Source organism: Pseudomonas azerbaijanorientalis (genome assembly GCF_019139795.1).
In the GTDB taxonomy this organism is placed as follows: Bacteria; Pseudomonadota; Gammaproteobacteria; order Pseudomonadales; family Pseudomonadaceae; genus Aquipseudomonas; species Aquipseudomonas laurylsulfatiphila.
On the sequence record NZ_CP077078.1, the window covers coordinates 3,210,756 to 3,226,260 of the forward strand.

The following is a 15,505-nucleotide window of genomic DNA, read 5'->3' on the forward strand; positions in this document are numbered from 1 at the left end:
AGCTACCCTTTGACTACAAAGTAACGACCATCAGGCATCGTGGGTTTCATTGTTGAAACTCTTCAGGTGCCTTCTCGTGGACTGGTCGGTAGGAATTCAGATTGGCGATGGTTTGAACGACAAGGAAGGAGGCGGTGGATGGTGCCTCTGCACATTCACATCAGACACGACCATTTTCTGAACCAACGGTTGGTGCCGCTGTGCGATTCACAACATTCCCCACAACATAGCGATGGCTACCGCCATCCAAGCGGCAACCATGCTGAAGATAGTCATTGCAAGGCTCATGTATCTCTCCTTTGCTTGTCGTCTTCTCGCTCCCCTAAATGATGACCATTTACCACCTGCATCATTCAAATTATCGGTGGAAGGCCAAATATGGCGGCAACTTCTAATTTAAATTTTTAATTTATGGTGTATCGTTAGGAGACTAACTACATGGAGAACTAACATGTCCAAACTCGCCGAATTCCGCCAGCTCGAAAAACACCTTGCCGAACAGCTCCAGGCTCTCGAAGCCCTGAAAGGCGACGCTGGCCTCAAGAAAGAAATCGAATTTGAAACCAAGCTGCGCGCTCTGCTTGCCGAGTACGGCTACAGCCTGCCGAACGTGATCAACCTGCTTGATCCGAAGACTGGTCGTCGCGCTCCAGCAGCCGAATCCAAATCCGGCAGCCGTAAGCCACGTCAGGTGAAGATCTACAAAAATCCGAATACCGGCGAAGTAGTCGAAACCAAAGGCGGGAATCACAAAACGCTGAAGGAATGGAAAGCTGAGCACGGCTCCGCGACCGTTGAGTCCTGGCTGACCAAGTGAGTTTGGTTTGAGTACAAGAAGTGGCCCTTCGACAGATTGTGTGAAAACACACTAGTTACGCTGCCAACAGCGCCCCGACTTATTCGGGGCGTTTGTTTTTGTGTTGAAAAAACCATTCAGCCCATCACTATGGCGTTCAAAGAAACTCCTTACGGATGTCGATACTCGACCGCTCACCAATATTCCGGTAGTTCTCCGTGAGCCACGTCTCGGCCTCGCGGCGTCCGTTGTCGCGCAGCCCGCAAAGGAAGTCCCAGTCCGCGTTGTACTTGCTGGACACGCTGAGTGCGCACATCGTCGCATCTGATTTAATGGAGTGGATCAGCATCTCCTTCATCTCCTTGCGATCGACCTTATCTTGCTGGATGAGGTCGGTGACAAAGGCGATCGTGCGAAGCTCGCGGATCAGCGACGAATTGAAGCTGATTTCACTGATGCGATTGAGGATGTCGGCGGCTGTAATGGGCACTCCCGGGCGGACGAGTGGGTTGATGTGGACAATCACCACGTCGCGCGTATGGCAGTGGTAGATCAACGGGAAAATGGCCGGGTTGCCCATGTAACCGCCATCCCAGTAGTGCTGCCCATCGATTGTGATCGCCTGGAACAAGGTCGGCACACAGGCCGAAGCAAGCACTGCCTCGGCGCAGACGTCCTCGCCCGTGAAAATGCGTATTTTCCCCGTCTCCACATTGGTCGCGCATAGATAGAGGTGGAACGGGCATTGGCTTCGTAAGGCTGCGAAATCTACCTGCTTATCCAGCACGTCCCGCAAGGGGCTCAAGTTGCGGCTATTGAACTGGTACGGCGAAAATATTCGAAGCGCCATGTCCGCGAACGTATACATGGGTGAATAGTCCAGACCGAAGCTGTGTGTCCCTTTCAACCATGGCATCCAGCGCAACGGGTTATGACGCTCGGCGGACTGCGCCACGGCGTACCAGAAATCGTGCAGCGCCTGGCGCGCCCCGGCCTCGCCACCTTGCAGCATACCGTAGGCCAGCACGGTGGCATTCATCGCGCCGGCACTGGTTGCGCTCACCCCTTCAATGGCTAGCGCGGGATTTCAGAGGGTGGATATGGGGGGCAGTCAAAATCAGCCGGCTGGGTCAACTTTCAATCAGCGCCAACAAGTAATAGTGTTCACAGAGGCGCATACAGAAATGAATTGCAGTTATGGGCTTTGCTGCCCTTCGCAACAGGTAGTAATCAGCCGATTCTGTTGAAAAAGTCGGTCTGCCCAAACTGCCTGATCATTGACTGGTGAAAACGCCTTTTTTGCACGCTGCTACGTGAGATTCGAGTCCGGAAGCCTCTGCCAAAAGTAAAGACTTCAATCTCGGACGCGTACTTTTCTGATGCGCAAACCATGGCCGACTTTTTCAACAGAATTAGCCAAAAGCTGACGTTCAGGCAAGTTCAAATTGCGGTTACACCGGACGACTGCGTTGTCTCTTCGGATAATGGGGGGCTTGAACAAAGCAACCAGCCTAGTCCATGGCACCACCTGAGCCATCACAATCAGGATGCGCTCGCGACGAGTTTTCTTGCGTTTTTCGGCGTACTCGGCATCGAAAAAGGTAATCTGCTTCAGGCGTCTCGGCCAGCGAAAACGGTGCTTTTCATCAGATCGAATGGGGCTTGCTCAGAGTTTCCTTAGGTGAAAATCAACTAACACAGTCGACCAATTACTTAAGCTTTAAGCCGAATAGCCACCATACTTAGCCATTGAATTGAGCGCGGAGAAAACGCCCGCAAGAGAGCGACTCGATTTATTCCACCAAGGTCGGGGGTATCCACCTAAGCGTAGTAATTAGCGCAGGCGGATAGGCGCAGGCTAGTACGGCATTGAAAGCGGCAGACGCTCACGCGCTTTCTTTGCCAGCAGCGCAACCAGCAAGAAGTAACGCAGTTCATCCGGCGCCAAGTGTACCGGCCGCGTTACAACTCAATATAGATGCAATGGGGCAAACCTGCCAGCGCTGTGGAGTCAGCTTGCGCAGTTGCATGAGCGATCAGCACCCGTACCGGTAATTAAAGCCAGCTCGATTCAAGCGTTAACAATCGGACTGAGCTGGCAGAATTCGATTTTAGCTGTCGCGTGCATGATGTCGGTAAGTGAGCTTCCGGTTGACGGGCGGGCAAGGGTTGGCCAGTAACGCGTACAACCCGCCGAAGGGGCATAGGCCAAGAGCGCCTCCCCACACAAAAACTGTACTCACGCACAGGAAGACACTCATGCACACCATTCGCAACACCTTGGTGGTGGTGGATTCGAAGCAGTCAAAGGAACTGATCCTAAACAGAGCCAAAATGATTGCCAGCGCCACCCAGTCGCACCTGCATCTGCTGGCTTGCGACAAGGGACACCACCATTCCTCCTACCTGAGCGACATGCAAGACGGCTTGGTAAAGGAGGGTTATAGCGTCAGCGCCCAGCAGGGCTGGCATGGGAGTTCACACAAGACCATCATCGCCGCCCAACGGGAGGAGGGCTGTGGCCTAGTTATCAAGCAGCACCTGCCAGACACCCCGCTGATGAAGTCCCTTCTCACCCCCGAGGACTGGAAGCTACTGCGATACTGCCCCTGCCCGGTGCTTATAGTAAAAACCGCAAGACCCTGGGCCGGTGGCACCATTCTCGCGGCCATCGATGCTGGCAGCAGTGATATGGAGCATCGCGTCCTGCATTCCGGCATCGTCAGCCACGGCTATGACATCGCCGCACTGGCTGGCGGCACTCTGCACATGATGAGCGCCCACCCCTATCCCATGCTGTCGGCGGCCGACCCCGTACTCCAACTCAAGGAGAGTATTCAGGCTCTCTATCGCGAACTGTGCAAGACATTCCAGGCCGAATTCGACGTCAGCGACGAACGCCTGCATATCGAGGAAGGTTCGGCCGATGTGCTGATCCCGTACATCGCGCACAAGCTCGAAGCCGTGCTCACGGTGATCGGTAGCGTGGCCCGTACCGGACTGTCCGGCGCATTGATTGGCAATACCGCCGAGATGATTCTGGACACCTTGGACAGTGACGTACTGGTGCTCAAACCGGACGACATTATTACCCACCTGGAGGAACTGGCCGCCCCATCACCTAGTACATCGGCAGATACTGCGGCATCCTCTTGGCCATATAACCACCATAATCATCGGCCACATACTTAGGAGTTAGTCAACTGCACCGGCCAACCAACTGCCTTGGCATAGCACCTCAGATCAACCATGCAGATTCACTCAGTGAGCAAGACCTGCCGTCCTGATAGTCAGCGCCAAGAAGACTGGGGGCCAGCTCGCACCGGAATCAGCTAGCAAACATGACAACAGGATGGATTGCCACGTGTTTAGTTGGCGCTTGTGATCATCGGCCTTGGGTCGATTCTGTTGAAAAAGTCGGCCATGGTTTGCGCATCAGAAAAGTACGCGTCCGAGATTGATGTCTTTATTTTTGGCAGAGGCTTCCGGACTCGGATTTCACGTAACAGCGTGCAAAAAAAGGCGTTTTCACCAGTCAATGATCAGGCAGTTTGGGCAGACCGACTTTTTCAAAAGAATCGGTCGGCTGCTGCCCTTCACCAGCGGCAGAAACCGGCCATTCGCGATGTACCCCTGAAAAACCAGTATTCAGGGAGAAAACGCTGTCTGACTAACAGTCACCATAAGCTATGCATCGTGAAGCTTAATGCTCATTTCACCGATAGACAGATCGAAATTGTTGCCAGCACGCACCTGACGCAGTGCAGAGGCCGCATTTCATTGGCGGGATTCAATGTGTGCCATCATAATGATGGCGTTTGGTGGTGCATTAACGGAGACGACGATGAGGCTAGAGCACGAAGTCAGCCAGGTAAAAAGGCTGCGTCAGTTCATAATCTATGCCCGATTGGCCGCCTTCACTGTGACGGTAGTCGGTATATGTGTGCTGGCGGGCTGGCTGCTTGATGTGCCCATGCTAAGAACAGTGCTTCCTGGCTGGACTGCAATGATGGTCAATACCGCCAGTATGTTCATTGCCCTCGGAATTGGACTGTGGTGCGCTACGTTCAAAGCTTCCTTGGCCGGAAGCTTGATCAGGCGGTTTTGCGCAGTATTGGCGATACTGGTTGGTGGTTTGACCCTCATTGAATATGTCTTGTCGGTTGATCTAGCGCTTGATTTGCTACTTCCTTTCGAGCTTCAACGCAGCCAACCCGTTACTTTTCCAGGGCGAATGGCTCCCGCTACGGCCCTGTGCCTTCTGCTTTCTGGCTTCGGCCTGATGTTTGAGGGCAGGCCGTCACTGCCGCAATATTTTGCGTCTTCAACACTATTTATAAGCCTGATAGCTCTTGCTGGTTATTTGTTCGACGCCAGCGCTCTCTACTCGGTCGGCCTGTACAGCTCTATGGCCATCCATACGGCTATTGCGCTGATCCTGTTCAATACCGGACTGCTGGCTATCCAACAGCGCTCGGAATTCGTCGAGTTGCTGACAAGCGATACTGCGGGTGGCGAGGTAGCGAGAAGCTTACTGGCTAGTATCCCAGTGGTAATTCTCAGCATCGGCGGCGCGCTACTAGCCGGAGAAAAGCTGGGCTACTACGACGATCGGTTCAGCTTAGCGTGGATGGCGACTTTGAGCATCGCCACGCTTGTTGCGGTAATACTGAGAACTGCGAGGCATCTCCAGCAAGTCGATAGGTCGAGAGGGAATGCCGAGGCGGAACTGGCAACCCTGAATGCGGCACTTGAATTGCGGGTGGTTGAGCGAACCAGTGAGCTAGAAACGGTGAACAGAACGCTGATGGGGGAAATATCGCAGCGACAAAAGGTCGAAGATGAGGTGCGCCGACTGTCGCTGACGGATGAGCTGACTGGCTTGCATAATCGCCGCAGTTTTTTTCTTTTGGCTGACCAGCTAATGCGCTCAGCTCGTCGCAATGATCAATTCTGCTTGCTGTTTTTTATTGATCTCGACGGTCTGAAAAAACTTAATGATGTTCACGGCCACGAGGCTGGCGACTTGGCGATCATCGCTGCCGCGCAGGTACTCACAGCCGCGTTTAGGCAAAGCGATGTTGTGGCTCGGATCGGAGGTGATGAGTTCGTTGTTCTGGCTGTCGACGCGGGGGAGCCGTCGGATGCCCTCTCTGCTCGTGTGCAAGCACTGGTCGATGAATTCAATGGTAGTGAACGCTGTCGTTATCCCATTGGGTTAAGCATCGGCGCTGTTGGGTGTTCGCCAAAGGAGCTTAAGCCTCTTGGGGAGCTACTTGCTTGTGCCGATGCTTCTATGTATGCAAACAAGCAGAGCCGTCGTCAGCAAAACGCAAAACGGGTTCAAGCCTGCGTTTGAGTGCTGACTCCGAGCAGGCGCATTCGACTGTGGATTCAACCGGTCGCATATTAGGCTATGGTTAAACTAGCTCTGCGACAAGTTCATGTGCGGGGGGCTATCGTGGTGATGGCTAATTGCTATGCAGTGTGGCCATACGTCTCTTGTTGTACATTCGCCAACAATAATCGATAACGACAGTGAATATATGAACCCATCAGAGATGCGTGCGACTGCCTTGGCGCTGTACCCAGAGGACGCCCTCGAAGCAGCGACACTGCTGAAGCAAGCGGTACCGCTGATGGTGCGTCACAACATTCCAGCCAACCCTGTGCAGTACGCCCTCTGGTACACCTACAGCAAAGGCCAAGAACCGGAACTCAATCGCCATCTGGATAGGCTAGTCGAAGACTTCGACTGTTTTCCTCCGGAGTCCGCTGCAAAGCTTTTTCGCGAGTACATCATCCGTGATGAGCTGGAGGACGCCCGCATCGGACAGCAGCAAGCCATCAAATTGATAGATGGTATGGAACACGACGTTTCGCGTAGCGTGAAAGGCAATCTCAATTTTCAGGTCAGCCTTGGACACTACATGGAAATGCTTGAGGCGCCGGATGACAATAGTCTCCCGACTATCCTCAATGAGCTACAGCAGAGCGCTCAGGTGATGCAGGATCAGCAAGCACTTTTTCTCTACCAGCTGCGCGCCGCGCAAAATGAGATTAAAACCTTGCGTGACAAACTGGAGGAGGCCAGCCTGGCAGCAATGCTGGATGGCCTGACCCAAGTATTCAACCGTGCCACGTTCAATCGCTTGCTGGAGCAAGCACTAAACAACGCCCCCGATGGTGTGGCGCTGGTCATGTTGGATATCGATCACTTCAAGCAATTTAATGATCAGTACGGTCACCCGTTAGGTGATCGCGTGCTGCAACACGTTGGTCAGGTGCTGCGTAACTTGCTACCACCGCACGCCACGGCGGCCCGCTATGGCGGCGAAGAGTTTTGTGTGATCTTGAAGGGTTGCGCCGATCTCGAAAGTGTCCATGCGTTCGCTGAGCAACTGCGCGTGAAAATCCAGTCGTTGCGGATAAGAGTTCGTAGCAGCGACAGGATGCTCGACACGATTACGGCATCTTTCGGTATCGCACTTTTCGAAGCTGGCGACAACCTGGAAACGATTCTGACTCGTGCTGATGATGCGCTCTACCAAGCCAAGCGTAGTGGTCGCAATCAAGTACATCGGTAAATCGACCAATCCTACAGAACATTGATCGCTCGCCAAAGAAATGGGCTTCGATTAAGAGGGGAGGGCCGGGGCGAGCAAGGGGCTTTGCCAGAGCAAATGACGCATCGCTCACCGCTCGGGCAGGGGGGAGCAATAGAGGCAGTCTTAATCTGCGAATATGTTCTGACACCTATTTGTAATAGGTGTGTTGACGATGTGCTCGGTTTCGCCCATTGCACTTGGCGTGGCGAACAACATAGAGCCCTCACTCTCGACTTTTACAGTAGTCGTCGGTAGTAGGCGCTCGAACTCGATCAGTGGCATTGGCCGGCCAAACAAGTAGCCCTGGAAGCTCCGGCAGCCGAGCTCCTGCAGAGCGACGTATTGCTCATGACTCTCCACCCCTTCGGCAATAACCTCAAGCTGCAGACTACTGGCCAAGGCACAGATGGCTCGGACAATTGCAAGACTGTTTGAATCACCCGGCAGCTCGCGAACAAAAGACTGGTCGATCTTCAATTGATCTAGCGATAGTTGCTGCAAGTAGGCCAGCGACGAGTAACCAGTACCAAAGTCGTCGATTGAGAAACGAATTCCATAGGCCTTGAGTTCACATATCCGAATAACGGCACCTGGCAAGTCGTCAAGGAGTAGCGTTTCGGTAAGCTCAAGTTTCAGTCTGTGCGGATCTGCGCCACTTTGCCCCAAAATCTGGAGCACGCGCTCGACAAAGTTTGTCTGATAGAGAAGCCGTGCACTTAGGTTGACGGATAAACTAAGCGATGCGGTGGCCGACTGGCGGCGCCACATCGCTAGCTGATGGCAAGCCTTCTGCAGCATTTGCAAATCCAGCGTCTCAATCAAGCCGGCGTGCTCAGCCACCTCAACAAAGGCAGCTGGACTAAGCAGGCCGCGTTTAGGGTGTTGCCAGCGTGCCAATACTTCCGCGCCAACCAGACGACCTGTGTCATCTAGCTGCGGTTGCAGGTAGGGGATGAACTCTTCGGACAATAGTCCCCGCCGGATGTCCTGCTCCAGATTTAGGCGCTCGCTAACAGCCTCCTGCATACGCGGATCGAAGAACCGCACCGTATGCTTACCCGCAGCTTTGGCCTCGTACATCGACAGGTCAGCGCGCTGCATTAGTTCATCTATTGAGCAAGACCCATCGTTGAACAGTGTTACACCGATACTCGCACTGCTGCGCAGTTCTAGCTCGTCAACTTGGTAAGGTGCGGCCAGTGTCGTTAGCAGTAATGTGGTTACGTGCTCGACCTGCATGGCAGCCTGTTCTGGTTGCTTGTTGAGATGCTCAAGCAGCACTACGAACTCATCGCCGCCAAGGCGTGCCACAGTGTCACTCACCCGTACTGCGCCATTGAGTCGTGCAGCGGCCAGGCACAAGACCTTGTCACCAATATGATGCCCATGCAGATCGTTAATGTTCTTAAACCCATCGAGGTCGAGAAACATCAGCGCGGCACACTCGCCATTACGCACACAGCCATCCAATGCGTGCTGCAAGCGATCAAGGAGTAGGCTCCGATTGGGCAGATTGGTTAGCCCATCAAAAAAGGCAAGGCGTTGGATACGCTCCTCGGCCGCCTTACGCTCGGAGGTATCGTCAATTGATGCAACGTAATTGATAACCTGGCCCTGGGTATTTCGCACTGCGCTGATTGACAGCCATTCGGGGAAAATTTCTCCGTTTTTACGCCGATTCCAGATTTCGCCTTGCCAGCGATCTACCGCCCTGAGCTGTTGCCACATGCTCTGATAAAACGCCAAGCTCTGACGTCCAGAGCTGAGCAGGCTGGTTCTCTGCCCAACAGCTTCCTCGCGGCTGTAACCGGTTATGGTGCTGAAGGCCTGATTGACCCGCAGGATGCGGTTAAATTCGTCGGTGATAATCATGCCCTGCTGCGTTTCGAACGCGGCGGCTGCGATCCGCAATTCATGTTCGTCATCGACCCGCTGGGTTATATCGCGGGCGAGTACCACCACTGCCTGCTTGCCATTGAGTTGAATATCAAGGCGCTGGGCATGCCCCTCAAGCACCTTAATTCCGTCTGCATTTTGCCGAGTGTATTCAATGAGCTGCGGATGATCGCTGGCCAGGGTCTGCCGTATGAACTCCATAAAACGCTCGGCTTCGCTTTGTGGCAATACATCGTGCACGCTTTGGCCAATACGTGCGGTCAGGACATCGTTGTGCGCCTCTTTCTTGGAAGGGGTCACCTCAAGGTAGAGTCCATCTTCATCCAGCACCAAGAGGGTGTCAGGGATCGCCTCGGTGATTGCGCGTAGGCGCGACTCTCTGAGTTGCAGGGCGAGCTCGGTTCGTTGGCGTTGCTCGATCTCTTTGAGCATCAAACCCAGTACAACTGTCGCAACTGGCATGACCAGCAGCAAGGGAACAGCTGTCTGTTCCAAGCTGGATGCTGCTTGTGCTGCGGGCAACAACAGCATATCCAAAACCTGCATTAACAGGCCTAAAAACCAAAGCTGCCAAGGGCCGATAGCGAGCTTACCGCTTAAGGAACCATGGCGGTACAACAGGCCAAACAGTATGGATAGGCAGATCTCCGCTAGACCAAACGCCATACCACTGCCACCCATCCATATTCGGTAAATACCCGCGATCAGGCCGGCAACGCCGGCTACGAGTGGCCCGTTAAATAGTGCGGCCATGCTCAGAACTACGCTGCGGCCATCGAAGAATATTCCGGGCTCTGGCGAGATGGGATTTAGCATGCCAATCACGCAAATAGCCCCGAATAGCAGGCCCAACACCAACTGTATGGCTATGCTGTCCCTGTCCCAGCGGCGCGTAATGAATGCGTGCAGCCAGCACAAGGCCAAAAGCAATGCCGCTCCATTAATTAGGCTGATAATCAAGACGACCCTCTCCCTTAGGTCTGGTTACCTGTTGAAGCGTTCAACCAGAGCCCGTAAACCACGGGATGTAGTTTCAAGCTCACTGCCACGAGCGACCGCTGCGTTAGCATTTTTAGCTGTTCTATCAACAGTTCCTGCGACGTTGTTGATCTGCCGAGCTATATCTTCGGCGACATGCGCCTGTTCTTCTGAAGCGGCGGCCATTTGCTGACTCATGCCACTGATGCGTTCGACCGCCTCGCGTATACCTTGAAGGGCACCCTGCGCCTCTATGACCTGTTGCACGCCTTGATCTGCCTCGCGGATACCAAGTCTGGCAATGCTCACCGCCTCATCGGCACCTTTTTTAAGGGTTTCAATAACACTCTGAATTTGTTGGGTAGACACACGGGTTTTACTGGCCAAAGCGCGAACCTCATCAGCGACCACAGCAAAACCTCGACCCTGTTCACCAGCCCTGGCCGCTTCAATTGCCGCATTGAGGGCCAGCAAGTTGGTTTGATCCGCAATAGATTGGATCACCCCGGCAGCCGTCATAATTTGCTGCGTTTCATTGGCGAGGTTGTCCACTGCTGTGCTGATGTTAATTACCGTGTTAGCCAGCAGCTGAATCGCCTCTCTCGTGGTACCGGCGACTTTGTCGCCTTGTTCGGCCAGTTCATTCGCTGTTTGAGCCTCAGTGGCGGTTTGTTGAACATGTCCCGCCACCTCACTGATTGAAGCAGCCATTTCAGTCATCGCGGCTGCGGTCATGTCCGTTTCGGCTCGCTGCTCCAACAACGCATGTTCAGTTTGGTTAGAGAGCAAGGAGGAATCGGCAGCAGCTTCAGCCACTTGGCTAGCCAGATCGCTGAGCCGGGTGAGGGCGGTTTTAAGTCGCGCATCCTCACTGATCAATATCATTTCCAGCTGCGCCGAAGGGCCGTATATGTCGCTGTAGGTAAGGGCGCTAATCGAATCACTAAAAGCATCAGGAGCGCCTTTGATTATTCGATTGAGTTGATTTTCCTCTCGCGTATATGACCACCATCCCATGGCTAGGAAGAGGATGGCGATTATCGTTTGGGCCGGCAGGTTCGGCAGCGTGTTGACCACACCGATAGCGATCAGCGCTGCAATTGCGGGCAAGGCCAGCCTGCCAATAAAAGCGGCACAGTAGCGCCTTTTCGAAACGGCTTGTTTGCCAGCCCGCAACCGCTCATACAGTGTTTGTGCACGCTCAATCTGCTCGCGAGTCGGCTTGACCCTGACGGACTCGAAGCCTACCAGATGGCCATTTTCGAGAATGGGAGTGACGTACGCATTGACCCAGTAATAGTCGCCATTCTTGCAGCGATTTTTTACTATTCCCATCCAGCTTTTGCCGGCCTTTAGATAGCTCCACATCATCCCAAAAACAGCAGTTGGCATGTCGGGATGGCGAACTAAATTGTGTGGGCTTCCGACCAGCTCCTCACGGGAGTAGCCGCTTATTTTCGTGAACTCATCATTGCAGTAGGTGATGTTACCGCTGGCATCAGTAGCTGAGATTAAACGCTGCTGAGCGGGAAAAATTTGCTCGACAGTCGTAATCGGTTGTGTGGTGCGCAAGGTCAATTCCTACAAAAAAAGTATGCAATATGACCATTATGCCATCATTGTTGCTATTGCCGTAGTTTTCTTATGGTTAATGATTGCAGTGTCCAGCCCAGTCACCTTGCTGATTCCTGTGCCAAGGGCAATGGTTGACATTATTAGTACTACCTCCAAGTTCTCGAACATGGAAAAACCTGAGCTAGGTAGCTTGATGGTCAGTTCGATGTAGCTCTTTTAATCTAGCCGTACTCCGGTAGACAAATTAATACCAATTCAATTCGCTGGTACAGTAATCACAGGCGCCTGCGGTGCCACGCCCGTTTCGGCAAGCGAGAACAGCACAAGAATGAACAAAAACTCCGTTTTGGATTTCATATCGCGGTCATCGATCCAGAACCAATAGTCACGATAGTGCACCGCTGCATACGCATCGGCAGGCCGTTGCATGCTCGAATGGATACGCACCAGCGGATCGTCCCATGAGTTGGGATTCTTGGGCGCCACAGGTGCGGGGTTTGCACGCCCTCTTGCACATGCTGAGGGGGCGCCTCAATAGTTGCGGCCAGTTCCACGAAGATTTCCGACATGGAGCGCGTCAGCAAGGCGATTTCGGTGTCACTTCTGGACACCATGCCGAAGGTCAGCGTCAGTTCATCCGTATCAAGGCAGCGCTTCGGGCCGGGTCACGGACGCCGGCGCGTACTTGTTGCCCTCGGGCTAGCAGTGCCCGAACCAAGGTGTTGCCCAAATGCCCATTGGCACCGGTGACCATTGATAGCGTGTTCATGGAATACCTTATCCGCTGAATCTGAAACAGATAAGGCAGGGTGCGGGTTGTCCTTAGGGACAGAGTCAAGCGCTGGAATCAGGCCATGTCGTAAGTGGCAACACAGGGTCTTCACCGGCTCGAGGAGCGCCAGAATTGAACAATAGGGGGTAGACCACGATATTGATGCTGCAGAGGTCGGGGAGCGACCAAGTACTGAGACTAATCCACCATTTTCTTCCCTCAACCTAGCTTCATCACGGATGGGTTGAAGCGCAATCGACCCCTCAGGGGGTCACCCCTCTAGCAAGCGTCAAACCAGCCTGAGCCGGTGATTTAAAACCAGTTCGTGCAACTGAAACACTGACGAAACATTCCGGGCATATGATTTGCGTCACCGAAACCTAGGAGGGTTGGAGATGAATCGGCCATCAAGAAGCATGCGCAAACAACTCGACGCCGTTGCCACCAACAATGAGGTAGCGGCGCTTGATGTGATGCCTGCTGCTGAGCAGCTCCAAGATGAGGTGTTGCGCCAACGATTGCTCAACCTGATTCATAGGCTCCACCAAGACGCCAATGACTTGCGAATGGCGCGGGACGAAATCCAAGGTGGAGCCATCAAGCTCGCGTGACCCGCGCCCACTACTTTTAAGCTCGTTCGTCTAAGCCACGCATTAGGTGGCGCGATGACCAGCTTTATCTCAATCTAGGTAGTACTGGGTGGTAACGCTTCAAGCTGTCGGTGGCTTCAGCTCTACTTGAAGCACTTGAGACCTCAATTGAACCACGATTCGCCTACTCGACTCGCATCATCCACGGTGAAGGGGCGACCAGATCACTCCGACGTCATCAGTACCGCAAGCGTCATGTTGGAGACCGGTGGAGTCCACCACCCCAAAGCAGTCATTCATTTTCGTGCATAAGCAAACAAGGCCGCAAATGCGGCCTTGTTCTATTCAGGGTGTTACTCGTGTGAGTGTCCGTGCTCAGCGTTCTCGGAGGATTCTCCTTTCTCGCCGCCACCGCATGCCGTCATCAGGCCAAGGAAGCAGATCAAGAGCATCGAACGAATCAGAGTGGTTGGGGTTTTCATGGGAAGACTCTTCAAGAAATGGGTGAAATAAATGGTCTGTGCTCAGGCTGAACACTGCATTTTCGGCAGTAGAACAGCCATCGCCGCTTCGGATTACTGTTTGACGCTCAAGTAATCGCCGGTCGTTTTCAGTGAGATGGTCACGTCGTTCTTGCTGCGATTACGCCAAAACCAACCGTGGGTGCCGTCAAAAATGGCGGTGAACTCACCTTTATCACTTTTGACCTGCTTGCCCTTGTTGTAGCTGTGGAAGTAACCCTTTTCACCGTTGTATGGCTCGCCATGGGTGTCGTAGTTCACGGGCCCCCCAACCGCTGTCCATTCATAGCTAACAGTCTTGTTCTTCAGCACTTCCAGTTTGATTTCTGTACCTTCACCTGGCTTGAGCGTGACGGTCATTTGATTGGTCTTCAGAGCAGGGGCAGGTACCGCCACTGGTTGAGCAACAGGTTGGACTTGCGCAAGCTGCGGAGCTGGAGCTGGAGCTGGAGCTGTTGGTTGAGGTGGCGCGGCATCTGCCAAAGCTTCCTGGGCAAGGATGACCTTCAGTTCGCCCATCTGGGTCAGCCCCAGTGCTCGGCCCACACCGGTTGGATCAACGGCGTACTCCGAAGGCATGACAACCGTCACCAGTAAGCCGACCGCAGTCAGCAATGCAATGACAGTCGAACGCACCAGTTTGCGAGTGCTAGGCAATTCATTAACAGTTGGAAGCGGAGTATTGAACATGGTCAGAATTCCTTACGCGGAGACAAACAGGCCGGTGATCTGGTAACCCATCAGGAGGAAACCCGCACTCATCATGGCGACGTTGGCGGTATAGGCGCGCCGCCAGAAACTGCTGGTACGTCGCCAATACCCCATCAGAATGAGAATCGCGCTGAGGGCCAGCAATTGGCCGATTTCGACGCCGACGTTGAAGGCGATCAGGTTCGGAATCAGGCCATCAGGCGAGATTTCGTATTCCTGGATCTTGGTCGCCAAACCGAAACCGTGGAGCAGGCCGAAGATCAGCGTGGCCACTTTGGTGTTGGGTTGGAAACCGAACCAACGCTGGAATGCGCCCAGGTTGTCGAGCGCCTTGTACACCACCGAGAAACCGATGATGGCGTCGATGATGTAAGAGCTGATGCTGACCTCAGCCAGCACGCCAAGCAGCAGCGTGACCGAGTGGCCTACGGCGAATAGCGTGACGTAGAGCCCCACATCTTTCAGGCGGTAGAGGAAGAAGATCACCCCGAACAGAAACAGCAGGTGGTCGTAGCCCGTCATCATGTGCTTAGCGCCCATGTAGATGAAGGGCAGCAACATGACGCCGGAGCTTTCCTGGATGAATCCCTTGTCACCTTCGGCGACGGCATGAGCCATCGCCTCGGGCATTGCGAGGAAAAGTGACGCGACAAATAAAAACAGCAGCAGTAGCAGGCGACGCGAGGGCGCAGTAAGTGCGTCAACGCCGCTCATCGAGTGCGAATGCATAGATCAATCCTACGTTGCAGGGATCAAAGGCCGCAGGGCGGCCATGGTCAGGATGCGAACGAAGGACGGGGTGGCCGCTCGATCAAGAAAATCGGCGGACGGGGAACGGAATAGCGTGGCGCATCGACCCGCATAGAGAGCTTCGGCTGCGCGGCCAAACTCAACGTGGAGGTGAGCTGTGGCGTTTCGTGCTGATGGTCAGGGGTCAGCGGCGAGTGATAGTGATCCGAGCAGCTCGCACACGACATCTCGGCTTGCTGTTCATGGGAGTGATGAGCGTTTTGCGCAATCTCCCAAGCAGGCTGTTTCGATGTCACTGACAACGTATA

At 53.9% G+C, this 15,505-nt stretch carries 10 protein-coding genes and 3 pseudogenes; 5 read left to right on the forward strand and 8 right to left on the reverse strand.

What is annotated here, in order from left to right:
- Positions 1 to 451 precede the first annotated feature (451 nt).
- The gene (locus KSS91_RS14265) at positions 452 to 817 is read left to right on the forward strand and encodes a histone-like nucleoid-structuring protein, MvaT/MvaU family (RefSeq protein WP_217835126.1); all 366 of its coding nucleotides are present in this window, start codon (positions 452 to 454) and stop codon (positions 815 to 817) included.
- 136 nt (positions 818 to 953) lie between these two features.
- On the opposite strand, the gene KSS91_RS14270 is transcribed toward KSS91_RS14265, so the two are convergent.
- On the reverse strand, positions 954 to 1,859 hold the full coding sequence (locus KSS91_RS14270) for a patatin-like phospholipase family protein (protein WP_225923677.1): 906 nt from the start codon (positions 1,857 to 1,859) through the stop codon (positions 954 to 956).
- A gap of 1,196 nt (positions 1,860 to 3,055) precedes the next feature.
- Here KSS91_RS14270 and KSS91_RS14275 point away from each other — a divergent pair.
- The 3 genes from KSS91_RS14275 (at position 3,056) to KSS91_RS14285 (ending at position 7,383) form a co-directional block, all read left to right on the forward strand.
- On the forward strand, positions 3,056 to 3,988 hold the full coding sequence (locus KSS91_RS14275) for a universal stress protein (RefSeq protein ID WP_217835127.1): 933 nt from the start codon (positions 3,056 to 3,058) through the stop codon (positions 3,986 to 3,988).
- A gap of 601 nt (positions 3,989 to 4,589) precedes the next feature.
- Positions 4,590 to 6,155: a GGDEF domain-containing protein gene (locus tag KSS91_RS14280; protein WP_217835128.1), complete on the forward strand. Its 1,566-nt coding sequence runs from the start codon at positions 4,590 to 4,592 to the stop codon at positions 6,153 to 6,155.
- A gap of 187 nt (positions 6,156 to 6,342) precedes the next feature.
- On the forward strand, positions 6,343 to 7,383 hold the full coding sequence (locus KSS91_RS14285; RefSeq protein WP_217835129.1) for a GGDEF domain-containing protein: 1,041 nt from the start codon (positions 6,343 to 6,345) through the stop codon (positions 7,381 to 7,383).
- A gap of 144 nt (positions 7,384 to 7,527) precedes the next feature.
- On the opposite strand, the gene KSS91_RS14290 is transcribed toward KSS91_RS14285, so the two are convergent.
- From KSS91_RS14290 to KSS91_RS14305, 5 genes and pseudogenes are all read right to left on the reverse strand, one after another.
- Positions 7,528 to 10,260 carry an EAL domain-containing protein gene (locus tag KSS91_RS14290; protein ID WP_225923678.1) on the reverse strand — a complete coding sequence of 911 codons (2,733 nt, stop codon included), beginning with the start codon at positions 10,258 to 10,260 and terminating at the stop codon, positions 7,528 to 7,530.
- A 24-nt stretch (positions 10,261 to 10,284) separates the two neighbouring features.
- Positions 10,285 to 11,226: pseudogene (locus KSS91_RS28765) on the reverse strand (methyl-accepting chemotaxis protein); the annotation flags it as partial.
- A 342-nt stretch (positions 11,227 to 11,568) separates the two neighbouring features.
- Positions 11,569 to 11,856, reverse strand: a pseudogene (locus tag KSS91_RS28770) (PAS domain-containing protein); the annotation flags it as partial.
- A 252-nt stretch (positions 11,857 to 12,108) separates the two neighbouring features.
- On the reverse strand, positions 12,109 to 12,300 hold the full coding sequence (locus KSS91_RS28225; RefSeq protein ID WP_225923679.1) for a hypothetical protein: 192 nt from the start codon (positions 12,298 to 12,300) through the stop codon (positions 12,109 to 12,111).
- A 196-nt stretch (positions 12,301 to 12,496) separates the two neighbouring features.
- A pseudogene (locus tag KSS91_RS14305) lies at positions 12,497 to 12,607 on the reverse strand (NAD(P)H-binding protein); the annotation flags it as partial.
- A gap of 413 nt (positions 12,608 to 13,020) precedes the next feature.
- Here KSS91_RS14305 and KSS91_RS14310 point away from each other — a divergent pair.
- A complete protein-coding gene (locus KSS91_RS14310) occupies positions 13,021 to 13,236 on the forward strand; it encodes a hypothetical protein (RefSeq protein ID WP_217835131.1) in 216 nt (71 codons plus the stop codon).
- Positions 13,237 to 13,790: 554 nt separating this feature from the next.
- On the opposite strand, the gene KSS91_RS14315 is transcribed toward KSS91_RS14310, so the two are convergent.
- Together KSS91_RS14315 and KSS91_RS14320 are read right to left on the reverse strand one after the other, a co-directional pair.
- The gene (locus tag KSS91_RS14315; protein ID WP_217835132.1) at positions 13,791 to 14,426 is read right to left on the reverse strand and encodes a transmembrane anchor protein; all 636 of its coding nucleotides are present in this window, start codon (positions 14,424 to 14,426) and stop codon (positions 13,791 to 13,793) included.
- Positions 14,427 to 14,438: 12 nt separating this feature from the next.
- Entirely contained in the window at positions 14,439 to 15,176 is a 738-nt protein-coding gene (locus tag KSS91_RS14320; RefSeq protein ID WP_217835133.1) for a HupE/UreJ family protein, read from the reverse strand.
- Positions 15,177 to 15,505 lie beyond the last annotated feature (329 nt).